The organism is Undibacterium sp. GW821-FHT07F11 (assembly GCF_059418665.1).
In genome coordinates this window covers 779,804-806,625 of the sequence record NZ_JBWKQH010000002.1, presented here as the reverse complement: position 1 = coordinate 806,625, position 26,822 = coordinate 779,804, and the positions used below count along the sequence as shown (strand labels likewise).

The 26,822-nt window shown below is 50.5% G+C and carries 26 protein-coding genes; 12 read left to right on the top strand and 14 right to left on the bottom strand.

The genetic code is table 11. The features are described from left to right. Positions 1-103: 103 nt before the first annotated feature. Both AC07OI_RS07405 and AC07OI_RS07400 read right to left on the bottom strand, forming a co-directional pair. Positions 104-1,183 (bottom strand): porin, encoded by a 1,080-nt coding sequence (locus AC07OI_RS07405; protein ID WP_495256743.1) that lies wholly within the window; start codon positions 1,181-1,183, stop codon positions 104-106. Between the two features lie 421 nt (positions 1,184-1,604). Continuing rightward, entirely contained in the window at positions 1,605-5,246 is a 3,642-nt protein-coding gene (locus tag AC07OI_RS07400; protein WP_495256742.1) for a hydantoinase B/oxoprolinase family protein, read from the bottom strand. Positions 5,247-5,635: 389 nt separating this feature from the next. Between AC07OI_RS07400 and AC07OI_RS07395 the strand changes: the two genes are divergently transcribed. The 8 genes from AC07OI_RS07395 (at position 5,636) to AC07OI_RS07360 (ending at position 14,140) form a co-directional block, all read left to right on the top strand. Continuing rightward, the gene (locus AC07OI_RS07395; protein WP_492707165.1) at positions 5,636-6,679 is read left to right on the top strand and encodes a TRAP transporter substrate-binding protein; all 1,044 of its coding nucleotides are present in this window, start codon (positions 5,636-5,638) and stop codon (positions 6,677-6,679) included. A gap of 167 nt (positions 6,680-6,846) precedes the next feature. Next, positions 6,847-8,124, top strand: coding sequence for an ABC transporter substrate-binding protein (locus AC07OI_RS07390; protein ID WP_492707166.1), 1,278 nt, complete (start codon positions 6,847-6,849; stop codon positions 8,122-8,124). A 137-nt stretch (positions 8,125-8,261) separates the two neighbouring features. Next, the gene (locus AC07OI_RS07385) at positions 8,262-9,128 is read left to right on the top strand and encodes a branched-chain amino acid ABC transporter permease (RefSeq protein ID WP_492707168.1); all 867 of its coding nucleotides are present in this window, start codon (positions 8,262-8,264) and stop codon (positions 9,126-9,128) included. 21 nt (positions 9,129-9,149) lie between these two features. Beyond that, positions 9,150-10,235, top strand: coding sequence for a branched-chain amino acid ABC transporter permease (locus AC07OI_RS07380; RefSeq protein WP_495256741.1), 1,086 nt, complete (start codon positions 9,150-9,152; stop codon positions 10,233-10,235). Continuing rightward, on the top strand, positions 10,232-10,945 hold the full coding sequence (locus tag AC07OI_RS07375) for an ABC transporter ATP-binding protein (RefSeq protein WP_492707172.1): 714 nt from the start codon (positions 10,232-10,234) through the stop codon (positions 10,943-10,945). Before AC07OI_RS07380 ends, AC07OI_RS07375 begins: the two co-directional genes overlap by 4 nt. Beyond that, complete coding sequence (locus AC07OI_RS07370; RefSeq protein WP_492707354.1) at positions 10,945-11,649, top strand: ABC transporter ATP-binding protein; 705 nt, start codon at positions 10,945-10,947, stop codon at positions 11,647-11,649. The genes AC07OI_RS07375 and AC07OI_RS07370 overlap by 1 nt, the downstream gene beginning before the upstream one ends. 121 nt (positions 11,650-11,770) lie before the next feature. Next, complete coding sequence (locus tag AC07OI_RS07365) at positions 11,771-13,405, top strand: methyl-accepting chemotaxis protein (RefSeq protein ID WP_492707174.1); 1,635 nt, start codon at positions 11,771-11,773, stop codon at positions 13,403-13,405. A 162-nt stretch (positions 13,406-13,567) separates the two neighbouring features. Continuing rightward, complete coding sequence (locus AC07OI_RS07360) at positions 13,568-14,140, top strand: winged helix DNA-binding protein (protein WP_492707176.1); 573 nt, start codon at positions 13,568-13,570, stop codon at positions 14,138-14,140. 54 nt (positions 14,141-14,194) lie between these two features. Here AC07OI_RS07360 and AC07OI_RS07355 read toward each other — a convergent pair whose 3' ends face one another. After that, positions 14,195-14,470 (bottom strand): hypothetical protein, encoded by a 276-nt coding sequence (locus AC07OI_RS07355; RefSeq protein WP_492707178.1) that lies wholly within the window; start codon positions 14,468-14,470, stop codon positions 14,195-14,197. A 264-nt stretch (positions 14,471-14,734) separates the two neighbouring features. On the opposite strand from AC07OI_RS07355, the gene AC07OI_RS07350 reads away from it, so the two are divergent. Then, positions 14,735-15,592: an HDOD domain-containing protein gene (locus tag AC07OI_RS07350; RefSeq protein ID WP_492707179.1), complete on the top strand. Its 858-nt coding sequence runs from the start codon at positions 14,735-14,737 to the stop codon at positions 15,590-15,592. A 20-nt stretch (positions 15,593-15,612) separates the two neighbouring features. On the opposite strand, the gene AC07OI_RS07345 is transcribed toward AC07OI_RS07350, so the two are convergent. The 9 genes from AC07OI_RS07345 to AC07OI_RS07305 form a co-directional block, all read right to left on the bottom strand. Continuing rightward, positions 15,613-16,359, bottom strand: coding sequence for a LytR/AlgR family response regulator transcription factor (locus AC07OI_RS07345; protein WP_495256740.1), 747 nt, complete (start codon positions 16,357-16,359; stop codon positions 15,613-15,615). A 6-nt stretch (positions 16,360-16,365) separates the two neighbouring features. Next, entirely contained in the window at positions 16,366-17,439 is a 1,074-nt protein-coding gene (locus AC07OI_RS07340) for a sensor histidine kinase (RefSeq protein ID WP_495256739.1), read from the bottom strand. 12 nt (positions 17,440-17,451) lie between these two features. After that, positions 17,452-18,138, bottom strand: a complete 687-nt coding sequence (locus AC07OI_RS07335) for a LiaI-LiaF-like domain-containing protein (protein ID WP_492707185.1) — start codon at positions 18,136-18,138, stop codon at positions 17,452-17,454. Positions 18,139-18,170: 32 nt separating this feature from the next. Continuing rightward, positions 18,171-18,530 (bottom strand): LiaI-LiaF-like domain-containing protein, encoded by a 360-nt coding sequence (locus tag AC07OI_RS07330; protein WP_495256738.1) that lies wholly within the window; start codon positions 18,528-18,530, stop codon positions 18,171-18,173. 189 nt (positions 18,531-18,719) lie between these two features. Beyond that, positions 18,720-19,091 carry a hypothetical protein gene (locus AC07OI_RS07325; protein ID WP_492707189.1) on the bottom strand — a complete coding sequence of 124 codons (372 nt, stop codon included), beginning with the start codon at positions 19,089-19,091 and terminating at the stop codon, positions 18,720-18,722. Positions 19,092-19,225: 134 nt separating this feature from the next. Next, entirely contained in the window at positions 19,226-19,672 is a 447-nt protein-coding gene (locus AC07OI_RS07320; protein ID WP_495256737.1) for a DUF2214 family protein, read from the bottom strand. Positions 19,673-19,807: 135 nt separating this feature from the next. Next, positions 19,808-20,578: a DUF1223 domain-containing protein gene (locus AC07OI_RS07315; protein WP_495256736.1), complete on the bottom strand. Its 771-nt coding sequence runs from the start codon at positions 20,576-20,578 to the stop codon at positions 19,808-19,810. Positions 20,579-20,646: 68 nt separating this feature from the next. Then, positions 20,647-21,579 (bottom strand): fused MFS/spermidine synthase, encoded by a 933-nt coding sequence (locus AC07OI_RS07310; RefSeq protein WP_495256735.1) that lies wholly within the window; start codon positions 21,577-21,579, stop codon positions 20,647-20,649. 23 nt (positions 21,580-21,602) lie between these two features. Further along, positions 21,603-22,433, bottom strand: coding sequence for a ParB N-terminal domain-containing protein (locus tag AC07OI_RS07305; RefSeq protein ID WP_495256734.1), 831 nt, complete (start codon positions 22,431-22,433; stop codon positions 21,603-21,605). Positions 22,434-22,693: 260 nt separating this feature from the next. Here AC07OI_RS07305 and AC07OI_RS07300 point away from each other — a divergent pair, with 260 nt between their 5' ends. The 3 genes from AC07OI_RS07300 (at position 22,694) to AC07OI_RS07290 (ending at position 24,449) form a co-directional block, all read left to right on the top strand. Beyond that, entirely contained in the window at positions 22,694-22,951 is a 258-nt protein-coding gene (locus AC07OI_RS07300) for a hypothetical protein (protein ID WP_492707356.1), read from the top strand. A gap of 13 nt (positions 22,952-22,964) precedes the next feature. Then, entirely contained in the window at positions 22,965-23,810 is an 846-nt protein-coding gene (locus AC07OI_RS07295) for a PA4780 family RIO1-like protein kinase (protein WP_495256733.1), read from the top strand. 108 nt (positions 23,811-23,918) lie between these two features. After that, on the top strand, positions 23,919-24,449 hold the full coding sequence (locus tag AC07OI_RS07290; protein ID WP_492707201.1) for a GNAT family N-acetyltransferase: 531 nt from the start codon (positions 23,919-23,921) through the stop codon (positions 24,447-24,449). Positions 24,450-24,469: 20 nt separating this feature from the next. Here the strand turns inward: AC07OI_RS07290 and AC07OI_RS07285 are convergent, their stop codons facing one another. After that, on the bottom strand, positions 24,470-25,234 hold the full coding sequence (locus AC07OI_RS07285) for a hypothetical protein (RefSeq protein ID WP_495256732.1): 765 nt from the start codon (positions 25,232-25,234) through the stop codon (positions 24,470-24,472). A gap of 226 nt (positions 25,235-25,460) precedes the next feature. Further along, positions 25,461-26,729 carry a beta-ketoacyl-ACP synthase II gene (fabF, locus tag AC07OI_RS07280; protein ID WP_495256731.1) on the bottom strand — a complete coding sequence of 423 codons (1,269 nt, stop codon included), beginning with the start codon at positions 26,727-26,729 and terminating at the stop codon, positions 25,461-25,463. Positions 26,730-26,822 lie beyond the last annotated feature (93 nt).

Genomic DNA, 26,822 nt, shown 5'->3' with positions numbered 1-26,822 from the left:
GATGGCAATGAATTTACTCAGAAGAAGTAAATCCATTGCCTGCTGCAAAGTCAATTCATTGTGTCGCTTGATGATGTGCGCTTATTTTGCATTGTTATCTGCATTAAAAACTGTGACGTATGCCCACGTGCAGGGCACTGTCACCGGAACCGGCTTCAATGGCGCTGCCTACTGTGTAGCCAGCACCATTCTTGTTGTCTATCTTTGCGTAGGCCGCATACAAATCCGTTCGCTTGGACAATGAATAGATATAGGCCACAGCCAGTTGGCTGGCGTCCTGGTTTTTCACGGTCTTGTCGTCTTTGCGGATGTAAGAAGCCAATACCTTGCTGCTGCCAAACGGTACCGTCACGCCCAGCAGAAAATCGTTGGAATCTGTGGATGCCGTCGGTGCAATCAGGCTGCCAAAAGGATTAGCCGTATTGCGCAGGGGCGAGCTGTTCAGACCCTTGTTGACGCCATAAGCCAGATGCGCTTTGGCTACACCAAAGTCGTAGGTGGCAGCCAGTAAAGTGGTTTTGCCATCATCGGTATTTTTCAATGTGGCCGTGTCATTGTTACGATTGTGGTAGCCCAGACGTATCGCAAATGGGCCAGAAGTGTAGGCAATCGCAGCGCCGATTTGTCGGCCGGCAGAATTATCACCTGCAGTTTCACCAAAACCATAAGCCACTTCACCAGTCAGGCCATCAAAAGAAGGCGTGACGTATTTCAGTGTATTGTCCATGCGGCTGGAACCAGCACCAGAGTTAGGCATGATATTGGCTGCATCGCCAGCAAAGCCGGTAACGAAAGGGTCGGCAAACGCCAGTGTCAAATATTCTGGTGTGTACTGACGGCCAGCAGTCAGCGTACCAAAGTCACCCTTGACGCCGACATAAGCCTGGCGTCCAAACATCAGGCCACCCTGGCCCAGCGAACCTGCATCCACATTGATGCCGCTTTCCAGCAAAAAGAATGCAGACAGGCCGCCGCCCAGATCTTCTGTGCCTTTGAAACCCAGACGCGAGCCTGAACCTATGCCACTGGTCAGCTTGCTGACTGAACCAGCGCTACCGCCTCTTTCTAATGCGATGCCCGTATCCACGATACCGTAAATGGTGACAGAAGATTGGGCAGAAGCAGAACCGGCAAAAGTGCCAATAGCGCCAAATACAGCTAAAGCAAGGAAAGTCTTTTTCATTTGATTCTCTCAAAAAATAGATAAGGAAACGATGTCGCTGTTAAAAGAATCGCCTTTGCTGCGTACTTCACCGCATAGCTTCACTGCGTGCATGAATGCTGCGTGCACTCATGCTGTCTGGTGAGCGATAAGGGCGATTACCAACTGGATTTCCTGTGATTGCAGCCGGTAATTTATTATCGATGAAAAGTTGGATGTTTACATATAACTTATTTATAAAACGTTGATAAAAAATCGATGATGCGTTGTTAAAAAGTTGAAATTGCGTATGGGGAAATATTTGTGATGTGGATTTTTACCTAAAAATTTTCAGGCATATGTTTAAAAAAATAGCCAGTGACATGCCGTCACTGGCCAATTTCCTTAGCTCATGTTTTTGCCGTAAATGCAGGAATGAGAAAGCATATAAATCATATGAAAATCATGCCTTGCCAAAGCCACCACCACCAGGTGTTTCAATGACGAAGATGTCACCAGCCTGCATATCGGTGCTGGCAACAAAACCCAGCTCTTCGGTCCTGCCATCATTCCTGATGACATAGTTTTTACCGCAGGCACCATCGGCACCACCTGCTGTACCAAACGGTGCGTACACGCGATTATTCGAGAGTATCGAAGCCGTCATGTTTTCCAGGAAGCGTATCTTGCGCACGCCACCATTGCCACCATGCCAGCGGCCTGCACCACCTGAATCTGGCTTGATCTCATAGCTCTCCAGCCTGACGGGGTAGCGCCATTCCAGTATCTCCGGATCAGTCAGGCGTGAATTCGTCATATGTGTTTGTACTACGTCAGTACCATTGAAACCTTCACCCGCACCAGAGCCACCAGAGATGGTTTCGTAATATTGATAATCATCATTACCAAAGGTGAAGTTATTCATGGTGCCGGGTGAAGACGCCACCACACCCAGCGCACCGTACAGCGCATTGGTGATGCAACTCGAGGTTTCCACGTTGCCTGATACCACGGCAGCCGGATAACGCGGGTTCAGCATGGAGCCTTCAGGGATGATGACTTTCAGCGGTTTGAGACAACCTGCATTGAGTGGGATGTCGTCGTCGATCAGGGTCCTGAATACATACAGCACGGCTGCCATGCAAATCGCACTCGGTGCATTGAAATTATTATTCAATTGCGGTGAGGTGCCGGTGAAATCCACTTCTGCAGAACGTGATGCATGATCAACGCGAATGGCAACCTTGATGATGGCACCGTTGTCGAGCTTGTATTCATAGTGGCTGTCCTGCAGGGCAGTGATGACACGTCTTACCGCTTCTTCCGCATTGTCCTGTACATGGCCCATATAGGCCTGTACGACATCCAGGCCATAGTGCTGCACCATCTTCAGCAATTCATCGACGCCTTTTTGATTGGCGGCAATTTGCGCCTGAAAGTCAGCCAGGTTTTGATGGATGTTGCGGCAAGGGTATTTGCCGGAAGAGAGCAGGGCTATGGTTTCTTTTTCCAGGAACTTGCCCGCGCTGACCAGTTTGAAGTTATTGATCAGCACACCTTCTTCTTCGACCACTGTGCTGTCTGCCGGCATGGAGCCAGGTGTGATACCACCTATGTCGGCATGGTGGCCGCGTGAACCTACATAGAACAACACTTCGGTGCCTTCTGCATTGAAGGCAGGTGTGATCACAGTAACGTCAGGCAAATGTGTACCGCCATTGTAGGGGTCATTGAGCATATACACATCACCTGGCTGCATGCTGCCTGCATTGGCGCGGATGATGGTCTTGATACTGTCGCCCATAGAACCCAGATGCACTGGGATATGCGGCGCATTCGCAATCAGATTGCCTTCTGCATCAAACAGGGCGCATGAGAAATCCAGGCGCTCCTTGATATTGACCGAGAAAGCAGTATTTTGCAGGCGCAAGCCCATTTGTTCGGCGATGCTCATGAACAGATTGTTGAACACTTCCAGCATCACTGGGTCAGCCTTGGTGCCTATGGCCTGGCGTTTAGGGCGTGCTTCCAGGCGGGTGAATACCAGGTGGTCCAATGCAGTGACTTCTGCGCCCCAGCCTGGTTCTATGATGTTGGTGGCATTTTTTTCTGCAATGATGGCCGGGCCCTTGATCTGGTCACCGGGGCGCATGTCATCACGGTCATACAAGCCCGTGTCATGCCATTGTCCACCTGAGAACAACTGGACGATTTCCACTGGTTGCAAAGACTGGCCATTTTCTCTTGGCTGCAGGTAGTCCACGCTTTCATTGCCTTCGCCAGAATTACCTATGGCTTCGACAGAAATCGCTTCTATGACGAGTTGCTTGGCAGTCATCAGGAAGGAGTAACGTTTTTTGTAGGCAGATTCAAACTGATAAATCATGCTGGCAATATCCTGCATCGCCACGACGATGACAGAGTCCGTGCCTTCATAGCGCAAGTGCACACGCTGTTTGACACTCAGGTTTTCCGGCGCCACACCCTGGCTCAGCAAATCATTGCTGGCTGCATCGGACAGGCGTGCCAGTTCTTTTTCCAGCGCGGGTATGGACGTGGGGGCGAGTGGCAATTCCATCGCCAGTTCGCGCATGGCAGTCTGGTCTGCCAGGCCCATGCCATAAGCAGACAAGACACCTGAGAATGGGTGGGCAAATACCCTGGTCATGCCCAGTGCATCTGCGACCAGGCAGGCATGCTGGCCGCCTGCACCACCGAAGGTGGTCAGGGTATAGTCAGTCACATCATGGCCGCGTTGTACCGAGATGAATTTGATGGCGTTGGCCATATTGCCGACGGCAATTTCAATAAAGCCTTCAGCCACCTCTTCTGGCGATTTGCGTATGCCTGTGGCTTTTTCTATTTCTGCTGCCATGGCCGTAAATTTCTCGACGACAGCGTCTCTGTCCAGCGACATGTCAGCTTTGGGGCCAAACACTTTAGGGAAATAAGTTGGCTGTATTTTACCCAGCATGACATTGCAATCAGTCACTGCCAACTGCCCGCCGCGCCGGTAACTGGTGGGGCCGGGGTTGGCACCTGCACTGTCCGGGCCTACGCGATAACGGGTACCGTCAAAATGCAGGATGGAACCGCCACCGGCAGCAACGGTATGTATGCTCATCATCGGCGCGCGCATCCTGACACCGGCAACCTGAGTTTCAAACTCACGCTCAAACTCGCCAGCGTAATGTGAAACGTCAGTCGATGTACCGCCCATATCAAAGCCGATGATCTTATCAAAGCCTGCAGTCTGTGCAGTACGTACCATGCCGACGATGCCGCCCGCCGGGCCCGACAGTATGGAGTCCTTGCCCTGGAAGCGGTGCGCATCTGTCAAGCCGCCATTGCTTTGCATGAAGAACAGACGCACACCATCCATCTTGCTGGCAACCTGGTCAACATAACGACGCAGGATAGGAGACAGATAGGCATCCACTACGGTCGTGTCACCACGCGAGATCAGCTTCATCATGGGGCTGACCTGATTGGAAATCGAAATCTGGGTGAAGCCAGCTTCAGCAGCGAGTTTGCCTATGATGTCTTCATGCTGGGTATGTCTGTAGCCATGCATAAGCACGATGGCCAGTGCGCGGTAACCGTCTTTATATAAAGCAGCGAGTTCTTTTTTGACTGCGCCTTCATCCAGGGCTTGCAAGACATTGCCATGCGCGTCAATGCGTTCATCAACTTCCACGACTTTTTCATACAAGAGTTCTGGCAAGATGATATGGCGGTCAAACAGGCGAGGGCGGTTTTGATAAGCGATGCGTAATGCATCACGAAAACCTTTGGTAATAATGAGCGCAGTCGGATCACCCTTGCGTTCCAGCAGGGCATTGGTGGCGACAGTCGTGCCCATCTTGACGGCAGACACCAGTTCAGGCGAGATATTCTGGTCTGCTGTCAAACCCAGCAAACCTTGTATGCCAGCAACGGCAGCATCTTTATATTGTTCAGGGTTTTCTGACAGCAGTTTATGGGTGAGTAATTTCCCATCCGGGCGGCGTGCCACGATATCGGTAAACGTACCACCTCTATCTATCCAGAATTGCCAGCGTTGATCTTCAACGAAGTCATTGTGTGCCTGTTTCTGTTCGTTCATTTTGCAACCACCTTTCATAAAGAGATGTCGCCGTTTTGCCGGCAAAGTCTTATCTCGGTCTGGAGCCATTCCTGCCGGGCCTGCAAACTTTGTGTCAAAAATCAGACAAAAATATTTGTTTGCATTTTATGCCCGGAAATATCAGAAGTAATGGATACCCAATATTAAAAAAGCAAAAAAGTTCACTGTTCTTGTGCATCGCCGCCACAGCGTGGTGCAGTTCTTTTCATCTTGGTTTTCATCTTAATAACGACAAGGAAAAAAACTTTATAAACATCTTGTAGATTTTTCCTTTGATGATATTGTAGTAGTTATTGAGATTAAATGTAAGATATTTTATTGACGTTTTATCGATAAAACGTTTACGATATAAAACATAGAGGAGACAAATGATGTTGGATTCAATTCGCAATAAGCTGAGTTTTTCCTGCATATCTGCTCCTTCTCGCAAGAGATTTGCCGGTATTTATATGTTGGCGGTAGCAGTCATCACTACAAATGCACAGGCTGAGGCAGTGGATATACGTATCGCCACCGCCTATGCTGCAGATAACTTCCAGACGATGAATTTGCAACAGTTCGCCAAAGAAGTAGCAGGTGCCAGTAATGGTCAGGTGAAGATGACGGTGTTTGCTGCAGGCAGTTTATTAAAACCGGCAGAAATATTTCCTGGTGTAGTGAGTGAAAAGGCTGAAGCTGGCGAAGTCATCATGTCCAGCCTGGCAAAAGAGATACCGGTATTTGGTCTTGATTCTTTACCATTCACCGTCAGGGGTTATGAAGATGCTCATAATTTGTGGATGGCTTCCAAAGCGGAAGTGGAAAAAGCACTGGCCAAGCGTGGTTTGAAGTTACTGTATTCAGTACCGTGGCCACCGCAGAATCTGTATTCGAAAAAGCCGCTGAGTTCATTGGCAGATTTCAAGGGTATGCGCATGCGCAGTTATAACCCGGCCAGTGAACGTATTGCCGAGCTGGCAATGGCGACTGCAGTACCAGTACAAGTGATAGACCTGGAAAAGGCGATAGCCAGCGATAAACTGGACTTGATGATTACCTCAAGCTGGACCGGGGTAGAAACCAAGGCCTGGAGCAAGATGGCGTATTACTACCAGGCCAATGCATGGATACCAAAAAATATCGTCTTCATCAGCCAGAAAGTGTTTTCCAGACTGGCTGCTGATACGCAACAGAAAATGATGGAGGCAGCCCAGGCCGCAGAAAAGCGTGGCTGGAACATGAGCCGAGATAGTGATGCCGGCTTCGAAAACCAGTTACGCAACAACAAGATCAAGGTTGACCGGGTAGATGCACTATTAAGAAATAACCTCGACAGGCTAGGTGAACAGTTTGTCAGGGAGTGGTTGAAAACAGCAAGCAGTGAAGAAGTATCGATTTTATTGAAATACACGACCGAAAGGTCGATGAAGTAAATCTTTGGCTGACAAGTACCAAGGAATCTTTGATTAAGCGCCGCGCAGTAACTTAATCAGAAATTCCCTGGCGAGTGCAGGCAAAGGCAGATGTGGCAGCATAGGAAAGGGCTCTCATCAAAGTAATAGCAGAGGGCTTACATTTAATTAAATTGGAGCGTTTAATAATGTTTACAAATACCATCAAAAAAATTGCCCGCGCCGGTCTTCTGGTTAGCCTGGGTCTCAGTTTTTGCTACTCTGCCTATGCGCAGCAAGAAATCAAGATAGGTGTTATCTATCCATTGTCCGGTGCGGCTGCATCCTCAGGCAGTGAAATGAAAAACGCACTGGAACTGGCTGCCGACATCGTCAACAACGGTGCCAAAAGTGTACCCAATCTGCCATTCTCTGCTGGCGGTGGCTTGCCTAACCTGAAGGGTGCAAAAATCAAGCTGGTGTTTGCTGACCACCAGGGCAATCCGCAAATCGGTGCGACAGAAACCGAGAGACTGATCACCCAGGAAAAAGTGGTTGCCGTGGTCGGTGCCTATTTCAGTAATGTGACTGCTACCTCCAGCCAGGTGGCCGAGAAATACAAGATCCCTTATGTGAATCCTGAATCTTCTTCTTCCACTTTGACGCAGCGCGGCTTCAAATGGTTCTTCCGCACAACGGCGCATGATGATTTATTTGTCCATAATTTCTTTGAATTCTTCAAAGAGCTGGAAGCCAAAAAAGGCATCAAGGTCAAGCAGTTGGCCACCTTCAATGAAAACACTTTGTGGGGTAATGAAACCACCAAGCTGGAAACCAAGCTGGCAGCAGAAAAAGGCTACAACCTGGTGAAAACTATCGTCTATCCAGCGAAAAGTACGCAGCTGACTTCTGAAGTGCAGCAATTGAAATCATCCAGCCCGCAAGTCGTCATGCAGTCCTCTTATCTGGGCGACGCCATCATGGCAATGAAAACCTATAAGGAACTGGGTTTTTCACCTGACATGATTTTGGCGAACAATGCTGGTTTTACCGACACAGAGTTCCGCCGCACACTGGGCAAGGATGCTGATTACGTCATCACCCGCGAAGTCTGGTCGCCCGATCTGGCAAAAAATAATCCCCTGATCAAGCAAGTCAATGATTTGTATAACAGCAAATACAAGGCCGACTTTACCGGCAATTCTTCCCGCACTTTTACTGGTCTGATGACACTGGTTGATGCGATTAACCGCGCCGGTTCTACCGAGCCAGAAGCTATCCGCAAAGCCCTGACTGAAACCAATATCCCTGCCAATAAACTGATCATGCCGTGGAAGGGTGTGAAGTTTGATGAACATGGCCAGAACGTTTTGGGTTCCGGCATCCTGGTGCAGATCATTGATGGCAAATACAACACAGTATGGCCATTCGACCTGGCAACAAAAGATGTGGTCTGGCCTATGCCGAAGTGGGATCAACGCAAGTAACAAGCGCAGTAAAAAATGAAGCACGCTCACCCGGCCTTTTGGCTGGGTGAGACATAAAGATACTCAGTAAATTGTCTGACGAATACCTGACGTCGGTTTTACATGGTTTTACATAATAGGAAGTGCGAGGAGAACTTATGTCCCTTGAAATTATCATTCAAACCCTGGCGTCAGGGATCTTGATCGGATTGATCTATGCGCTGGTGGCGATAGGTTTGACGCTGATCTTTGGCGTCATGGATATCGTCAATTTTTCTCATGGTGAATTTCTGATGTTCGGCATGTATTCCAGTTTCTGGATGTACTCGCTGTTTGCATTGGACCCCATGTTTACCCTGCCATTAACGGCCTTGTTTTTATTTGCTCTGGGGGTGATGCTCTACAAACTGATCATCAAAAAGATCACCAATGCGCCGATGCTGTCGCAGATTTTTACTACCTTCGGCCTGATGATGTTGTTCCGTGGCCTGGCACAGTTTTTCTGGAAGCCAGATTTCAGGACGGTTGATCATTCCATCGTCACAGGTGCTGTACAGGTATTTGGCATACAGGTGGGTATGCCGCAGGTCACTGCAGGTGTGGGTGCCATTCTGGTGACCATGGGGATTTACCTGTTTCTGACCAAGACCCGTGCCGGTGCTGCGCTGGAAGCGACCGCAGCAGACAAGGAAGCAGCACAACTGATGGGCATAGATTCGCAAAAAATGTTTGCCATGGCCTGGGGCATAGGTGCAGCTTGCGCTGGTGTGGCGGGTGCCTTGCTGTCTACTTTTTTCCCTATCTTTCCTGAAGTGGGTGCGAACTTCATCCTGATTGCTTTTGTGGTGGTGAACCTGGGTGGTTTTGGTAGCGTGATTGGTGCCTTGTTTGCCGGGATTATTGTCGGCGTCATTGAGGTCATGGGCGGCTTCCTGATCGGGCCGCAATATAAATTGGCCTTGGTGCTTGGCTTGTTCCTGGCGGTGTTGATGTTCCGTCCGCAAGGGCTGATGGGTAAGCAATAGCGTAGAAAATAAGGTACAGATATGAACATACAAGACAAAACCGTGATCTCGGCGCATGAGTTGCTGGCGCCAGATTCACATGGCAATTCCTCGGTGAAATACATACTGCTGGCCCTGTGCGTGGTTGCCGCATTACTGGTGCCCGTGGTGGTCAAAGATCCGTCACATCAAAATCTGGCGATATTGATTTTGATGGCAGCACAACTGGGTGTGGCCTGGAACATCGTAGGTGGTTATGCGGGCCAGGTATCGCTAGGGCATGTTGCCTTTTACGGGCTGGGTGCCTACACCTCAACACTGTTGCTAACGCAATGGGGCTTCAACGCCTGGGTGGCCATGTTGTGTGGTGGCATATTGTCGGCAGCGATCAGCCTCATCATTGGCTGGTCATGCTTTCGCCTCAACGGGCATTACTTTGGCATGGCGACCATTGCGGTTGCTGAAATCATCCAGATCATTTTTACCAACTGGGAATATGCCGGTGCTGCTGTTGGCCTGACCATACCCATGGACCAGCAAGGCTGGGGCAGCATGATATTTACCGACAAGGCACCGTATTACTACATTGCCCTCGGTCTTTTACTTGTGACGCTGGCGGTGAATTACTGGATAGAACACAGCTATCTCGGTTACTACTTCCGCGCCATCAAGGATGAACCCGATGCAGCACGCAGCCTGGGTATCAACCTCAGCCGCTACAAGCAAATTGCTTTTGCCGTCAGCAGTTTTTTTACCGCCATCGGTGGCAGTCTGTATGCGCAGAAGGAATTGTACATAGACCCGGGCTCAGTCTTGCATACTGGTTTGTCGATCAAGATGGCGCTGGTATCCATCCTCGGTGGGGTAGGCACTTTGCTGGGGCCAGTCATCGGTGCCGGTGTGCTGACTTTCATTGAAGAAGGTACACGTGCCTTGTTTGGTGGCTCTGGCCGTGGTACTGACCTGGTGATTTATGCAGCATTGATCGTGGTGATTGCGGTCTACTATCCGACAGGTGTGATGGGCTGGATCAAACATTTTTTTGCACGCAGAAAAGCAGTCAAGGCACAAAAAGCACAGGACGTACAAGACACCAAGGATGCACAAGGCAGCAAGGAGGCAGCATGAGCTTATTACGAGTAGAAAGCGTCAGCAAACGCTTCGGCGGTATTACCGCCAACCAGGATGTCTCATTTGAAGTGGGGGCAGGCAAGATCGTTGGCCTGATAGGCCCGAATGGTGCAGGCAAAACGACGATGTTCAATTGTATCGCCGGTTATGCGCCACCAACTACCGGTGAGATCTGGATGAATGACATCAAGGTATCCGGCATGAGCCCTGAGCAATGCGCGCGTGCTGGCATAGGCCGCACCTTCCAGGTGGCACGCACCTTCACCAGTATGACAGCGCTGGAAAACGTCATGGTTGGCGCCTTCCTGATCAACAAGAATGTATCTGATGCCAGGCAAAGTGCCGCGAAATTGCTGAGCTTTGTCAATCTGGGCCAATTCAAGGATAAGCCCGCAGGCAGCATGACTATCAGTGAACAGCGCCGCCTGGCCGTGGCACGTGCACTGGCAGTCAGACCACGCCTTTTGCTCATGGATGAAGTCATGGCCGGCCTGAATCCGACTGAAGTAAGAGAGACTGTAGATGTGGTCTTGAAAATCCGTGAAGAAGGTATTTCCTGCCTGATCGTTGAGCATGTGCTGGAAGGCATCATGCCAATTGCTGATGCGATAGTCGTACTCGACTACGGCAAGAAGATAGCCGAAGGTAGTCCTGAACAAGTATCTAACGATCCCAAAGTGATCGCTGCTTACCTGGGAGATGAATGATGCTGCAAGTAAGAAATCTGAGAGTCAGTTATGACGGCGTGCTGGCCTTGTCCAAAGTCGATATTGATGTCGAAAAGGGCAAGATCGTTGCCCTGGTCGGTGGTAATGGCAATGGCAAGTCCACTACCTTGCGGGCAATCGCCGGCTTGAATGCGGCTGATGCAGGCCAGATCGTATTCGATGGCAAACCATTGGATAAAATCCCGGCCAGCAAACGGGTGGGGCTGGGCCTGTCGCTGGTGCCTGAAGGCCGGCGTATATTCGCCCGCCTGACAGTGGAAAGGAATCTGCAACTGGGCGCCTATACCCGCCGCGATAACGACGAAGTGGCCGAATCCATAGACACCATGTACACGCTATTCCCCATCCTCAAGGAAAGGCGCTATCAGCTCGCCGGTACCATGAGTGGTGGTGAACAGCAAATGCTGGCGATAGGGCGTGGCCTGATGGCAAAACCTAAAATGTTGTTGCTGGACGAACCGTCCTGGGGTATCGCACCCAAGTTCGTCACCAAGGTGCTCGATACCATACAACTAATCAACCAACAGGGCATGTCAATACTGTTGGTAGAACAAAACCTGCACAAGGCGCTGGCAATTGCGCACAACGGTTATGTGATACAGACAGGCCGTATCGTCATGCAGGGTACGGGGCAGGAATTGCTCAACAACGAAGATGTCAAGAAAGCGTATTTAGGCGTCTGATTGGGCATCTGATCGACATCAAGCGGTGTTAGATGGACAGCCAGCAAGTGCAGCACTTGCTGCTGGCCTGTTGCGTCCTTGATTTTGCCAGGAACAAGGTTTTACTCTTTAGGGGCTAGCCATGCTGAACAAGTACATCAGGAACTGGAAGATAGGGCACAAACTGGGTCTGGGTTTTGCGTTTGTTATCTTGCTCATGCTGGCACTGACGGTCACGGGTTACACGCAACTGGGGCGGGTGAATCAGGGGGTGAATCTGGTGGTCAAGGAAGTCTATCCAAAGACGGCAACAGTCAACCGTATTAAATCTGATCTCGATCATATTGCCCGCAGCATGCGCAATCTCTTGTTGCTGTCTACGCTGGATGAGCGAAAACTGGAGCGGGCTGCGATAGACAAATCAGCCAGACAGATAGAGCTGGATCTTGCACAGTTTGGCAAATTGGCCAGCTCTGCTGAAGAGAAAAAACTTTTGCAGGCTGTTCTGGCAGCAAAGCAGCGTTACCAGCCTGTACTCGACAAGTTTCTCAAGCTGGTGGCAGACAATGAGGTTGAGCAGGCCAAGGATCTGGTCTTGCCCGAGATCGCTCCTTTGCAGGATCAGTACTTTGCGGCACTCGATCAACTGGTGGGATTGCAAGCCAGCCAGATGGAACGCAGTGGTAGTGACGCGGCTTATGTCTCTGGTGCAGCGCAAGTGTTGATGATAATCTTGCTGGCTTTTGCCGGTGTGGTGGCGATCCTGATCGCCATCTTTACGACCAGGGCGATTACCTCTTCGCTGAAGGCCGCCATCCTGCTTGCCGAATCGGTTGCCAGCGGTGATTTGCGTGCTGATATAGAAGTCAGGAGTAATGATGAAACAGGTAAATTGCTGGCATCACTGAATCAGATGAGTCAGAGCCTGATCAGTACCGTAGGCCAGGTCAGGCAAAGCTCGGAAAAAATTGGCATAGCCTCGCGCGAAATCGCCGATGGCAATATGGATTTGTCTAACCGTACTGAGCAGCAGGCATCAGGCCTGGAAGAAACAGCCGCATCAATGGAGCAACTGACCGCCACGGTAGGCCAAAATGCAGAGAACGCTGCCCAGGCGCATGAGTTGGCGGGCAAGGCTTACCAGCATGCGGGCAAGGGCGGGAAGGTGATCGATCAGGTAGAGCTCACCATGGGCGCGATCAAAGCCAGTTCCAACAAGATAGTCGATATCATCGGTGTCATTGATGGCATCGCTTTTCAAACCAATATCCTGGCCTTGAATGCAGCAGTGGAGGCCGCACGTGCCGGTGAAAACGGGCGTGGCTTTGCAGTGGTGGCGGCAGAAGTACGCAATCTGTCGCAAAGATCAGCCAGTGCAGCGAAAGAGATCAAGACTTTGATTGCTGATTCGGTGGGACAGGTGGATGCCGGTGGCAAGCTCGTCAATGAAGCCAGCCTGACCATGCGCGATATTGTCAGCTCAGTCCAGCATGTGGCAGAAATCATCAGCGAAATCAGTGCGGCCAGCCGTGAACAAAATACCGGCATAGTGCAAGTCAACCAGGCCATCAGCATGATGGATCAGATGACGCAACAGAATGCTGCACTGGTAGAGCAGGCGGCTGCCGCGGCCAGGAGCATGCAGGATGAAGCAGAATTACTGGTGGATACGGTGGCAGTCTTCAAGCTGGAAAAAACCATACAAGCTGCGCCAGCGCAGGCCAGGGCGGTGCCGGTATTGGCGATTTCCAGGAGTAACAAGGCCGTAAATGGCTGAAGCGAGCTGGATGCCAGGCTGCGTACGCTGTGGATAAAAACATAAAATATCGATTTTTTATTGATAAATCAATGCGAAAAGACTGACTTTTTTTTCAAAGAAGATAAAATCAGGCTATGAGTTATGCCAGTCTTTTATTCAATTTATCTTTAAAGAGTCACTATGTCCACAACCAAGCCTGTCAAGAATGTCACGAAAGCCGGTCTTAGCCCGGCCGCTTCCACCGCTACACCCAGGGTGCCTATCGTCTCCTCTTCCCATTTGGCTGAGGGCAGGAGTGCAGAATTGAGTGAATTTGAGTTTGGAATGATTATTGCCAGCAATGCCTTCAACCGCTGGGCGGTCAGGTGCATGGCTGCGGTGGGCATGAAAGACATGACCATTACCGATGTTCTGGTGCTGCACCATATCAACCACCGGGCGCGTGAGAAAAAGCTGGCCGATATCGCCTTTATCCTGAATATTGAAGACACCCATATCGTCAATTATTCTCTCAAGAAACTACAAGCCCTGAAGCTGGTACAGACAGAAAAACGCGGCAAGGAAATCCTGTATTCAACCAATGAGGCAGGCCGTGATATCTGCCGCCGCTATTCTGAAGTCCGTGAGCAGGTACTGGTATCTGCCCTGACTGGTGACGGTACCGAGAGTTTTGAGTTAAGCGAGTTGGCGCGCTTCCTGCGGGTATTGTCTGGCTTGTATGAACAGGCGGCCAGGGCGGCGACGTCCTTGTAGCAACTCTCCTATCCCCACGGCAGTGTTTGTCTGCGTGGGGGATAGGCCGTTATTTTACTGGTCCTGGTGCAATTGCCTGACTTGCTTCTGGTTCTTTTTGAGATTGATGGCCAGCAAGACAACAATGAGCTTGAAGATCATGAAGGCAATGAAGATACTCAAAGCCAGCGGCAAGATCATCAGGACAACAGCGATTGCCACGCAGATTACCAGCAAATGTGGCAGTGGCAAGGCCATCATGGCCAGGAACGCCTTACGGCAAAAATAATAAAATTCATGGGCTGCCTGGCGCATCAGCACGAATAATTGTTCGGTTTGAGCAGATTTCATTTGATTTCCCTTGTTTTCTGGTTTTGTGAAGTTGCTGCGATGGTTCAGAATACGCCCAGGCTAACTGGCATGCAGCAGCTTTGCGACGAAATGCCTGAATACGGGATCAAGAGGTGGCTAAAGCTTGTCAAAGGGTTTGCCAGTACCCTCTTTGGCACAGGCTAATTGATACAATTGATAATTCATGTAAGTAGTCATTGCCAAACCTGCGTAAATTAGTTTGCCAAGGTACAATAAAAAATCGTCAGCATTCTTATTGCTATCATGACAGACCAAAAAAATACCGAATTCGCTTTCCTTGAAGCTTTCACTGCGGAACTGTCTGCCAAAAAGCTGGTATTCCCCACTTCTTTGGGGGCAACCATGAAAATCAGGAAGGCTCTGAGCCAGGCCGATATTTCTATCGACATGGTGACGCGCATCATAGGTACCGAGCCGGTTTTGTCCGCCAAAGTGCTGCACCTGAGTAATTCTGCCAGCTTTAATCCCCAGGGTAAAAAAATTACAGACTTGCGGGCCGCGACCAATTTGCTGGGGTTTTCTGCAGTACGCAATCTGGCCATTTCCATAGGCATGAAGCAACTGGCGGAGAATAAATACAATGGCAGTCTGTCTGCCCAGATGGATGGCTTGTGGCGGCGCAGCCTGCGTGTGGCAGCACTGGCCATGGTGATTGCCAGAAGCTATACCCGCCTGAGTGCCGACAAGGCCATGCTGGCTGGTTTGTTGCACGATATAGGCAAATTCTATATTTTGAACCGCGCCAATCATTATCAGGAATTGTTCAGTTCAGAACAGGTGCTATGGGATTTGATCGATCACTGGCATGCCAGCATAGGCAGCGCGATACTGGAAGACTGGGAAATTTCTGAGGATATCCGCGTCGCTGTGCTTGATCACCGTGATCACCAACCTGGCCCCACTCACAAAGCCGGGCTGATAGACGTAGTGACTGTAGCAGACTTTCTGGATGCGCATTTCGTCAATGAAAGCATAGCCGAAATGGACTGGAATACCGTACCAGCCAGTTTCAAAGTGCTGAATATCGATAAAGATAATATCGATGCCCTGATGCAGGAAACCAGGACTGAATTGGCTTTGGTGTTGAAGGCGATCAATTAAGCTACTGATTCAGCAAGGCCCTAATTTAGCAAGGCTCGTATACGTTCGTTGCCAGCCCGGCTGACTGGTACTTGCGCACCACTCTTCAGGACCGCAACCTGGCTGTCTTTGCTGGTTTTCTCCATCGCTTGCAATGCACTGATCTGTAACAGGAAAGAGCGGTGCACACGCACGAACTTACTAGCGTCCAATTGTGCTTCCAGATCAGACAGGCTCTGGGTTTTCATATACGACTTGCCTGCAGCATGGATAAGGATGTAGTCATCCTGCGCTTCAACATAGTCTATGTTTTCCAGTGGCACCACATGCACCTGGCCACGGTCACGTATCAGCAGGCGTTGCAGTTTTTCACTTTGCTGTGTCACCAGCGTTTGTATGGCTTGCGCTGACGACGGGGTTTGCTCTGTGAGCAGCTTGCGTGCCTTGTTCAGTGCTTCATCAAAGCGCTGTTGCGAAAAAGGTTTCAATAAATAATCGACCGCATGCAGATCAAACGCTTTTAATGCGTATTGATCATAGGCTGTAGTGAAGATCACGCCACTGCGCCTGCCGGTTAATTCCAGCACCTCCAGCCCGGACAATTGCGGCATCTGTATATCCAGCAAGACCAGGTCAGGATTGAGTTTGCTGATGGCATCCACAGCTTCCAAGCCTGTTTCGCATTCACCTATGACTTCGATATCAGGGTGAGAACGCAGATATTCCAGCGATAATTTTCGGGCCAGTTCTTCGTCATCGACGATCAAGACTTGTAGGCGCTTATTCATATTTATTTATACCTGCTCATGATTATTCTGCTCAAAAGGCAAAGCCATTTCCAGTGTAAATTTTTCGTCTGACCGCTGCCAGCTGACGCGTGCCTGTTCGCCATACAAGGCAAAAAAACGCTGGCGCAGATTGACGAGGCCCAGGCCATTGCCCGTGCTGTTGCCTGGGTCGGTGCTGACAGGGTTTTCTACTGCGATATGCAGCCAGCGGTCGCGTTCAAATATCGTGACCTTGATGATGCCGCCCTTGGGTAAATTGCGTATGCCATGCTTGATGGCATTTTCCAGCAAGGGTTGCAATATCATGGGCGGGATCAATGCATTTTCTGCTTCTGCTGTGACTTCAAATTCCATGCCCAGTTTTTTGCCAAAGCGGATTTTTTCCACTGCCAAAAAATTTTCGCATAAAAGTAACTCTTCCTTCAGGCTGATTTTTTCTTTCTCGGCTATCGCCAGGGTTTGCCGGAAAAAATCAGCAAGCGCTATCGTCATGGTGCGTGCGGCGACTGCATCAATGGCAGTCAGGGCACTGATAGAGTTGAGACTATTGAATAAGAAGTGAGGGTCAATTTGTGAGCGCAAGACTTGCAGTTCTGCATCCCTGGCCAGCAGGCGCGATGCAGCTTCGCGCCTTTCAGCCTCACGTATATTGTCGAAGGCGATATACACATCAAAAGCCAGTAATGCCAGCAGGTAAACAGCAAAACCGGTGATGAAGAACAGTACCGATAAATGGCTGCTCAGATGCAGCACTTCTACTTCATCTGATGCCAGTACCAAGACCTTGTTCCAGCCATAGCAAAGTCCCAGCCAGCTTATCCCGGAAATCATGGATGCACTGGCAAAGACCAGGGCGGCTATGCTGAAACTGCGGCGATTAAAGGGTAGTGAACGACAAACAAAATAAGCAGAAGAAGTCAGGAAACTGCCAAACAGAGCCAGCGGCAGCGAGAAGACCAAGGCAAACGACCAGTTGACCAGATCAGCCGCCACCAGCAATCTGGCGATCAGCACGCCTGTCATCATCCAGGCAGTGATATAGACCAGAAAGCGGCGACGATCCGACAAAATAGGGTGCATTGATTGCTATCGTCAGTTGATGATTTCAACACCGCCCATGACGGCATAGCCCTTGATGTAAAGCTTTTTCGTATTCAGCATGGGCGGGACAGTTTTATCATCGAAACCACCAAGTATGGGCGAGCCGTGTGAAACCACAGTCCAGTCATTTGGCACTTTCAAGACGATACCACCCCACATGGCAAATACATTCAAAGTCGCTTCTGATTGCATGGACGCAGTACGTAAATCCAATTCCACGCCACCCATGATGCAATTGATTTCGCCACCGCGAAATTCCTGGGAACTGTTTTGCAGCTTGTTACCACTCATGACGGCGACAATATTGCAGACAGAATCCTGGTTCGTACCATTGTTGATCAGTTTTTCCTCGTCGCCGATCTTGCCCTTGAATATCACCATCAGACCAGCAAAGATCAGGAAAACCGGCCACCAGTCACGCATGCGGAAATAGATGATGCCCATGTGATGCAGGATCAGCAAAGAGCCAAGGCCGACAAAGCCGCAGCCTATGATATAGCCAGCAGTAGTATCGCTTTTTGATATCTTCAATGCACCAACGAAAATGAAGACCATGGGCCAGAAGTGAAAGATTTCACGGGCGTTAAACAGATTCAAGTTGTCTAGCAGTGCCAGTGCACCAAAAATCAGGAGCATGGCTCCGATCAGGATACGGCCCTGGGGATTATCGTTTTTCATGATAGTGATCCAAAAATTGTGAGCGTTAATTTTTATTTCTGTGCTTCTCTGGCTGCCAGCAAACCACCTACCAGATGCTGAACGCCAAAGGCAATCAGCAGCAAAGGCCAACTGGTGCGGAAGTTCCAGCCCCACAGCTGTTCTATGGATACATACAGCCATAGTGCAAATACCAGGCTGAAGCAGCCTTTAGCGATATGCTCAGGCTTGCCGGGGCTGACAATATCAACCACGCCGCCGATGGCGATCATGGCTGGCAGTAGAAACCAATAGTCAAACGCATGAATCATGTCCATGCGATCCATCAAAAAGGCGCTACCCGCGACGATCAGGGTCAGGCCAAAAAACAAATTACCCTTGCTGTGACGCTGAGCTTCAGAATTGCCAGACATATCTTATCCTTTCATTCGCCAAAAACTTCTGTGTTTTTGTTCCGTGATTAAAGATACTGAAAACGCAGATGCTTGTCGTGCCAATTTCGGCGAATGACGGTGCTTCGTCGGTGACTGACGAAAGCCGGTGAGGACAGGGCAAAAACAGGTGGAATGGCAGCTTGAGCAAAGAGCTGTGTCAATATGGTTCTAGCTCAATAACTGTATGAAATGCTCGGCAGTACGCACTATGCGCTTGGATTCAGTGCCAAAGACATCGTGCGTCTCTTGCACGATATATTCATTGGAGCCCTTGGTGCAGTACAGCAAACCACGGAAATTCGTACCCAGGTAGGTGAACGGTGCCAGCTTGGTCTTGACGGGTACATCACTGCCTATCAGGGCACGCAGTTTGCGCTCGACATCGTAAAGGCTTTTTTCATCCAGGGTAACTGTCGTTCCCTTGGGTGTAGGGAAAGTCGATTGAAACATCGGGTTTTGCCCCATGGGGTTCCTGAACGTGATTTTAATGCCCAGTTTCAGGAACTTGGATACTGCAGTGAAGTCGTTTTCATCGTACATGGCAATGTCCCGGATTTTATGCCACCACGCGCGATGGCAGCGCTATATGATGTGGAAAGATTGCCAGAAATCAGCCATTTATACAACTTTTCTTATAGGGGCAGGTGTTAAAACAAAGCGGCCTTATATCAACCTTATATGGTATGTCCCTTGGCCATGAGCACCGCACCGGCCAAAATGAAAACGACACCGGCCAATTCCAGCTTCAAAAGCGTTTGTATGGTTTTGGCTTGCCTTTGGGGAAGTTCAGGCAACTGGTTTTGTTTGACTGCCTTGCCCCAGCGCAGGAATACCATGGTCGGGTAGACAGATAGCAAGCCCACGATGATGAAAGCCGTCATCTTAAGCATGAAGGCATGGTTGTGCAGGTAATAATCCTGACCTTTTTCAAAATACAGGACGCGCAGAACACCCAGCACAATGATGAGTATGGCGCTCATGCCATAAATACTGTCGATGAAGCGCAGGCTCCGGGCTGATGACACAGTAAGTGGCTGGCGTATCAGCACGAGCTCTGCCAGTAAAGTGCCAACCAGGGTAAAGGCTGCGATATGGTGCAGCAAGGCGACGAGTATATTCACGGTGACAGCTCCTGTAATCGTTTTAAGCAGGGAAGTGCGGAAAGTCTAAGCCATTTGCACTCTGCTTGCTTAAAAAATAAGACCAGGGCCGTGAATTTTGTCGTCAACCAGCCAAAATCCGGCGTGAACAGCAGCTTATTGCTGTAATGCCTCGCAGAAGGGCAGGCTCAGGGCTTGCAGGATATTGCCCTGCTTATCCTGGGCAAACGCCAGTACTGACAGGTTTTTACGTTTGGCATTGGCTGGTAAATTCAGTTGGGCGGCAAAGTTGGCTGCCTTGCCAGCCGTGAGTTGATAAGCGTCACCCCATTCCCTGGCGACAAAATCATGCTGCAAAGTGGCACCGCGGTTTTCACCTGCCTGCACTTTGCTGACCAGGCCTTGCTCGACCAGGGCAAAATGCAGTTTGGCGTCTTGCATGCTATTGCCTTGCAGATTGAAAAACAATTTGTTATCCGCCAGTTTTTCTATGCCCAGGCGCAAGGATGCCGTGGCAGGTTTTTGATTGATACGGCGAATGTCATCTGTCATACCATTGCGCCAGCTACGCAGTTCTTTGCCAGCGATGAAGATTTCCGGCGTATAGACAGTGCGGTTATTCGCCAGATCAGCCAAAGTCCTTTGCCTGTCGGTGTAAGTCTTTTTGGCAAATACATCTTTCCAGCCCAGATAATCCCAGTAATCGACATGCAAAGAAACGAGAATGACCTGCTCACTGTTCAGTCCGGTGCTTTGATAGAGGCGGCTGATGGTTTTATCGGCAGGCGGGCAACTGTCGCAACCCTCGGAGGTGTACAGCTCCAGCAGGGCGACGGTATGTGCGGGGCTGGATTTGCTACAGATTTCGGCGGCTTGTGCGTTGCTGGTGGCATAAGCAAACAAGCTAAGCAAGATCAGGGCTTTCATGGCTATCCTCATCGTATGGATGTCCATTAGTCGTACTTAAACTGTTTTGCTTACATCTTGATGCTTGTTTATTCACCTATCTGCTTTTTCCAGTCCGCATAGTTTTGCGGGACATTGGCATCAGGCACCATGATAGTCGCCAGACTTTGTTTGAGTGCAGTCAGTTCTTCTTCTGGATCAGTGTAATTGACAGAGAGGGGCAGGCTTAACAATCGGCCTTGTAGTTCATGGAATTGCAATGCTGGATGCTGGTCTGACAAAATCTTTATCGCATGCTCATCGGCCTGACTCAATAGCCCCTTGATGGCATACACGATGAGGTTATAGCTATCAGGCGAACGCGTCCAGCTGAGCTGGCGCGCAAACTGTAGGCGCAGGCGGCTCAACATGCCAGCCAGGGCACTGGGTTTGCCCCAGACATTGGCGACCATGACGCCGTTTTTCACCAGATTGGCATGGCAGATCGCATAAAACTCGGCTGTATTCAAGTCAGCTACCAGGCCATTTTCATCGTAGGCATCCAGCAGCAAGACATCGGCATCATAAGTGTTTGTCTGCAAATGTGTGACTGCATCGCAATGGATGACTTTCAAACGTTCATCATCTGGTGGCAACATGAACAACTCACGCATCGCGATCACGTCGGCATTGATCTCCAGCACGGTGATGCGGCAGTCTGGCAAATGGCGATAGCAGTATTTGACCAGTGAGCCACCCCCCAGACCTATCAGCAAGATATGGCGAGGCTGCGGGCGGAACATGAGCAAGCCCATGACTGTGCGTGAGTAGGCGCACACCAGTTCATCCGGCGCATCCAGCTTCATTGCACTTTGCATGCATTTGGGGTTCAGGTACATGATGCGCAGATTGCCGTCATCGAAATGAAAAGGGCGGCCCTCGTGCGTTTTTTGTATTTCTTCCAGATGGCGGATATGTTCGCGCTCAGCTGCTGGCACCTGCTTCAGGAACAGGCTGGACAGGCTTTGCCGGGGTTTCTTCATATTCGCCACCTTTAAGTTTCTGTTTAACCTGCCAGTTGGGCCTTCAGCGCCGCAATCTGGCTCAGCAATTCACTGTTCTCAGTCTGCAGATGCAAGACTTGCTGGCGCAGACTGCTGAGTTCATCGACACCGCTGCTGCTGGCGCTGTCTTGTCTACCTTCCATCAATGCAGGCGCAGCGGTTTCGGCTGCAACCGCCTTGGCCGGGGTTTTTTGTTCACGTACTTTTTCCCTGACCTGGCGGGCGGCTTGTTGCAATTCCTTGCGGCCACCGGCTACAGCGGCGACTTGATCTTCATTGGGCAGGGAGGCAATCGCTGCTGCTGCACTGATGGAGATAGTGCCATCGCGCACCGCCTGTACCAGTTCAGGTGCTGCTGCTTTCTGGATTTTTTCTATCTGTACCACGGCGTTGCTGCTGATGCCTGCCAGACGGGCGATCTCCTGGCGGCTTTGCGTGGGTTTGACGACAGGGACGGCGACTTCGCTTTCCGCATTGTCTGATGGTGCCTGTTCTTCCTGTGCCTTCATGCGGGCGAGGACGATTTCCTTTTTGCGCAAGGCCAGCATGCCGCGCTGGAAGTCGGTCACGCTGCGGCGACCCAGATGATTGTCTATCATCCACAGTTGCACGTCTTCGATATTGCTGAAGTTGTCGTTTTGAACAATATTGTAGGGCAGATTATGGCGCTGACAAATCGCATAGCGGTTATGCCCGTCTATCAGGATTTCACCCCAGCAAACCAGGGCATCACGGCAGCCTTCGGTCAGGATACTACGCTCCAGAGCAGTAAATTCGTGCTCGGTCAGGGGGTCTATATAGGCGCGCAAGGCCTCATGGATGATGATACTCATACAATAATATCCAGGCTGGAATTTTTCGGGGAAGGCGGCATTGTAGCCGAGAACAGGCGCAACACCGTTGTCAGCGGGTAGCACGTGTACAATACTGGTCTTTCGGCGTAATCTTTCAGGCGCAACCTGCCCCGTAGAGTACGCCCACTAAGTACGCTTATTTTATAGACCATATTCGTTACAAAGATTGCCATGGATGCAATGCATCTACAGCCGCAGTTTTCAAACGCACTTCATGACAGACAGGAAAAACCAGCATGATGACCTATGAAGAATATCTGGATGAAGTCACGACTTTAATGACAGAGAGATTTGACCTCAGCGATGATGAAGCCATCAAGCACGTGATGCGCGCCCAGGCCGCTGATTTCTTTACCCTGCACGATGACATTCCCGAAATGCGCACGCAAGAGCGGGCAGAGCAGGATGCCAAGACGATTTACGACATGCGTAACAAGTCGCGTGGCCATGCGCCAGTCAAGCTGGTAAAAACTGGCGGCAAGCCACGTAAAGCCTGAGCACGCTGACCGGATGAAAACACCAAAACGACTGCAGCCCCTGCAGGAAGAAGGTTTGATCGACGAAGTCATGCGCCAGCTCATGAGTGGCAAGGAAGCCACTGTGTATGTCGTGCGCTGCGGCGAAGAAATTCGTTGTGCCAAAGTCTATAAAGAAGCCAGTCAACGCAGTTTTAAAAATGCGGCGTCTTACCAGGAAGGCCGTAAAGTCAAGAACAGCCGCCAGGCCCGCGCCATGGAAAAAGGCACACGCTATGGCCGCAAGATGCAGGAAGAAGTCTGGCAAAATGCCGAGGTCGATGCCTTGTATCGCCTGGCAGCGGCTGGTGTCAAAGTCCCCAGGCCTTATATCTGCCATGAAGGTGTATTGCTGATGGATCTGGTGACAGATGCTGATGGCAATGCCGCACCCCGTCTCAACGATGTGGAATTGACGCCTGAGCTGGCGCGGAAATATCACGCCCAGTTATTGCATCAGGTTGTCCTGATGTTGTGCGCCGGGGTCATCCATGGCGATCTGTCTGAATTCAATATCCTCGTCGATGAAGAGGGACCTGTCATCATCGATTTGCCGCAGGCGATAGATGCCGCCAGCAATACCGAAGCGGGTGTCTTGCTGGAAAGAGACGTGAACAATCTGGCGACCTACTTCGGCCAGTTTGCACCAGAGCTCAACGGTACAAAGTTTGGTAAGGAAATCTGGAAGTTGTTCACAGCAGGCTTGCTGTCGCCGGAAACCGTATTGACTGGCATCGTTGCACAAGATACCCGCCCGGTTGATCTGGGGGCTGTCATGGAAGAAATCGAGTCTGCCATCTTTGAAGAAAAAGAAAGGCAAAGGCGTTTGCTGGAAACCTAGGCGTTCTTGTACATTTCTTGTGACTCCGGGGAACTCTTGCCAACAGTCTTTGTCCATCCTGAACACTGGTGTATCAGTCACACAATTGTTTAGTACAGGAGAATCTGCATGATCAAAGGAAGTTGTTTTCACCTGCGCCACGTCAGAAAAGAAGATGTACTGCCCATGCTGGAGTTAATGAATCACCCTGATGCCAAGGGTGATTTTTTATCCCAGGAATTAATGTTGCCAGGTGTGGCAGAGAAAAAATTCGAAGATGAATCACGCTCCAAAGAGCAGTTCGAGACTTTTTTGATCATCGACGAAAATGAAAAAATGATAGGGCGTGTGTTTCATTTCAAGACCGTGCCGTATTTCAATTCCCGCGAAATCGGCTATGGCATGTTTGTCAAAAACCTGCACGGCAAAGGCATCATGACCGAAGCTGTGAAATTGCTCAGGAATTACCTGTTCAATACCATGCTGATCAATCGCCTGGAAATTCACATGAACACAGATAATATCGCTTCAGAAAAAGTGGCGATCAATTGTGGCTTCCAGAAAGAAGGGGTTGCACGAGGTGCCACATTCTCGCGCGGCAAACACCGCGATATCGCCATGTATGCCCTGCTCAGGGATGAGTGGGAAAAGCTGACCTAGCCAGCCTGGTTTATTAGCACTCATTTCTTCAACGGATAAATCTTGAGCAAAGCCGTATTGATCTTGCGCATTTGCTCGGCACTGACATCCTTGCTGCAAACGATATAACGGTTCAAGCCTGCAGGCATGCCTTGCAAATCCATTTGCGTGGTCTGGCTCAGGCTTTCTTCCTTGTCCTTCAGATATTCCCAGTCTTCCCTGTCTATCAGCATATAGGACGCACGGTTGGCGGCAACCATGCGGGCCATGATCATGGGCAGGGTAGTGCTGCGCTCGACCTTGTTTTTAGTGGTCGTGAACATGGCATCCAGTTCCGGGCCATATGAAACTGCATCGACCACACCCAGCGTCAGGTTGGGATCAGACATCAAGGACTTCAGGGTACGATGTGCGGCAATCTGTTTTGTGGCAGCCGGGCTGACCAATAAGGTATGTGGCGGGTCAGTATGAAATATCTCGGAAAACTGTACCAGCGCTTCTCGCTCGGCGATTCTGTACCAGCCAAATGAACAATAATTTCTGGCACCGCCAGAAAAATTACTCCAGATACGTTTTGCCGGCTCTTCTACGAAGCGGTGAGGGATTTGGGCATTGCTAAAAACCTGCTTGGCACGTTCCAGCAATACGCCTTTCTCCACACCATTCTCGAGGTATTGATGAGGTGGCTTGATACGCCAGGCTACAGTGATGGCTTCTTGTGCATATGCACTTTGACTCAGCGCACCTTGACTTACTATTAATATGCCCGCTGTGCACACAGTGCCTGCTAACTGGTAAAGATTCATTTTATTATCGCTGAATGTTTAATTCATTCTAAGCGATCAAATGGCCTTACAAGGGAATTTCAGGCCTAAAAGACGGGGAATAAGTGTAATTTTTGCTTCAGAGATACATTTTTCATGGGGCCTGCGATACTTGCAGACCCCAGCGCTACTCATTGACGTCAGTGAGTGACTTGCTCAATGATGCGGGGACCTGTATTTCAACTCTTCTTTCAGCTCACAACAAAGATCAAAATCGACGGAATACAAGGCTGGCGTTGACGCCGCCAAAACCGAAGCCATTGGAGATGGCATAGTCCGTTGCTATTTTGCGGGCCATTCCGGTGACTATGTCTATGCCCTCCGCTGCCGGGTCGGGTTGGGCCAGGTTCAGTGTCGGAGGTGCCATCTGATCGCGCAGGGCAAGCACGGTGAAAATCGCTTCCACACCGCCAGCAGCCCCTAGCAAATGGCCTGTCGAGGATTTGGTAGCAGATACGGCAGGTCCGCGACCTGTTCCGAATATCGCCTTGATGGCAGCCAGCTCGCTGATATCGCCGACCGGTGTCGATGTCGCATGGGCGTTCAAATGCCCGATCTGTCCGGGCACTAGCCCTGCTTGCCGTATCGCCAATTCCATGGCGCGTCGCCCGCCGTCGCCGTCGGCGGGTGGGGACGTCATGTGGTACGCGTCGGCGCTGGTGCCATAGCCTAGTAGTTCAGCGATTGGCGTGGCACCGCGGCGCAAGGCATGTTCCAGCTCTTCGATGACCAACATGCCTGCTCCTTCTCCCATGACAAAGCCATCACGCTCAATATCGAAGGGGCGCGATGCCTGCGTGGGATGCTCATTGAAGCTGGTGGACATGGTTCTTGCGGCAGCGAATGCGCCAAAGCTGACACGATCAATGCAGGCCTCGGCCCCACCACACAAGGCAATATCCGCTTCGCCAGCGCGTATCAGGCGTGCTGCGTCGCCAATGGCCTGTGCACTGGCGGCGCATGCGGTGACAGGTGCACCTAGCGGGCCACGAAAGCCATGGCGAATGGAAATGTGTCCAGCTGCCATATTGGCCAGAAAACTGGGGACGGTAAATGGGGACAGTCGTTTGGGGCCGCGGCCATCAGTGGTTCTCACAGCATCGACAATAGCGCCGAACCCGCCCACGCCTGAGCCCACGATGGTTGCCGTTCTTTCGCGTTCGCCGTTGGTGCCGGGCTGCCAGCGGGCCTGGTTCAAGGCCTCCTGCGCTGCGGCCAGGGCAAACAGGCTGAACCTGTCCATTTTCTTGTGGTCCTTGGGTTCCACAGTGAGGGCAGGGTCGAATCCCCATGGGCGATCTGGCGACAAGTCGGGCACAACGCCAGCAACTTTGGCTGCTATCCCTTCAGTGACTTCTTCAGGCAGTAAAGCCAAGCCTGAATGGCCATTCAAGAGACGCTGCCATACAGCCTCGACCCCACAACCCAGGGGGGACACTATACCCATGCCAGTCACGACAATTCGTCTTGTATTCAAATCATGCTCCTCTTTTGATCAATGAAAGTGTGCAGGTAGCGATAAGCAAAATACGCCATGCAGCGGCCAAACGTACGTCACAGTCGTCGTAGA

What these genes read in the sequence shown, in the direction of transcription:
- AC07OI_RS07405 (WP_495256743.1), bottom strand. Translation starts at nt 1,183, where the DNA reads ATGAAAAAGACTTTCCTTGCTTTAGCTGTATTTGGCGCTATTGGCACT.
- AC07OI_RS07400 (WP_495256742.1), bottom strand. Translation starts at nt 5,246, where the DNA reads ATGAACGAACAGAAACAGGCACACAATGACTTCGTTGAAGATCAACGC.
- AC07OI_RS07395 (WP_492707165.1), top strand. Translation starts at nt 5,636, where the DNA reads ATGATGTTGGATTCAATTCGCAATAAGCTGAGTTTTTCCTGCATATCT.
- AC07OI_RS07390 (WP_492707166.1), top strand. Translation starts at nt 6,847, where the DNA reads ATGTTTACAAATACCATCAAAAAAATTGCCCGCGCCGGTCTTCTGGTT.
- AC07OI_RS07385 (WP_492707168.1), top strand. Translation starts at nt 8,262, where the DNA reads ATGTCCCTTGAAATTATCATTCAAACCCTGGCGTCAGGGATCTTGATC.
- AC07OI_RS07380 (WP_495256741.1), top strand. Translation starts at nt 9,150, where the DNA reads ATGAACATACAAGACAAAACCGTGATCTCGGCGCATGAGTTGCTGGCG.
- AC07OI_RS07375 (WP_492707172.1), top strand. Translation starts at nt 10,232, where the DNA reads ATGAGCTTATTACGAGTAGAAAGCGTCAGCAAACGCTTCGGCGGTATT.
- AC07OI_RS07370 (WP_492707354.1), top strand. Translation starts at nt 10,945, where the DNA reads ATGCTGCAAGTAAGAAATCTGAGAGTCAGTTATGACGGCGTGCTGGCC.
- AC07OI_RS07365 (WP_492707174.1), top strand. Translation starts at nt 11,771, where the DNA reads ATGCTGAACAAGTACATCAGGAACTGGAAGATAGGGCACAAACTGGGT.
- AC07OI_RS07360 (WP_492707176.1), top strand. Translation starts at nt 13,568, where the DNA reads ATGTCCACAACCAAGCCTGTCAAGAATGTCACGAAAGCCGGTCTTAGC.
- AC07OI_RS07355 (WP_492707178.1), bottom strand. Translation starts at nt 14,470, where the DNA reads ATGAAATCTGCTCAAACCGAACAATTATTCGTGCTGATGCGCCAGGCA.
- AC07OI_RS07350 (WP_492707179.1), top strand. Translation starts at nt 14,735, where the DNA reads ATGACAGACCAAAAAAATACCGAATTCGCTTTCCTTGAAGCTTTCACT.
- AC07OI_RS07345 (WP_495256740.1), bottom strand. Translation starts at nt 16,359, where the DNA reads ATGAATAAGCGCCTACAAGTCTTGATCGTCGATGACGAAGAACTGGCC.
- AC07OI_RS07340 (WP_495256739.1), bottom strand. Translation starts at nt 17,439, where the DNA reads ATGCACCCTATTTTGTCGGATCGTCGCCGCTTTCTGGTCTATATCACT.
- AC07OI_RS07335 (WP_492707185.1), bottom strand. Translation starts at nt 18,138, where the DNA reads ATGAAAAACGATAATCCCCAGGGCCGTATCCTGATCGGAGCCATGCTC.
- AC07OI_RS07330 (WP_495256738.1), bottom strand. Translation starts at nt 18,530, where the DNA reads ATGTCTGGCAATTCTGAAGCTCAGCGTCACAGCAAGGGTAATTTGTTT.
- AC07OI_RS07325 (WP_492707189.1), bottom strand. Translation starts at nt 19,091, where the DNA reads ATGTACGATGAAAACGACTTCACTGCAGTATCCAAGTTCCTGAAACTG.
- AC07OI_RS07315 (WP_495256736.1), bottom strand. Translation starts at nt 20,578, where the DNA reads ATGAAAGCCCTGATCTTGCTTAGCTTGTTTGCTTATGCCACCAGCAAC.
- AC07OI_RS07310 (WP_495256735.1), bottom strand. Translation starts at nt 21,579, where the DNA reads ATGAAGAAACCCCGGCAAAGCCTGTCCAGCCTGTTCCTGAAGCAGGTG.
- AC07OI_RS07305 (WP_495256734.1), bottom strand. Translation starts at nt 22,433, where the DNA reads ATGAGTATCATCATCCATGAGGCCTTGCGCGCCTATATAGACCCCCTG.
- AC07OI_RS07300 (WP_492707356.1), top strand. Translation starts at nt 22,694, where the DNA reads ATGACCTATGAAGAATATCTGGATGAAGTCACGACTTTAATGACAGAG.
- AC07OI_RS07295 (WP_495256733.1), top strand. Translation starts at nt 22,965, where the DNA reads ATGAAAACACCAAAACGACTGCAGCCCCTGCAGGAAGAAGGTTTGATC.
- AC07OI_RS07290 (WP_492707201.1), top strand. Translation starts at nt 23,919, where the DNA reads ATGATCAAAGGAAGTTGTTTTCACCTGCGCCACGTCAGAAAAGAAGAT.
- AC07OI_RS07285 (WP_495256732.1), bottom strand. Translation starts at nt 25,234, where the DNA reads ATGAATCTTTACCAGTTAGCAGGCACTGTGTGCACAGCGGGCATATTA.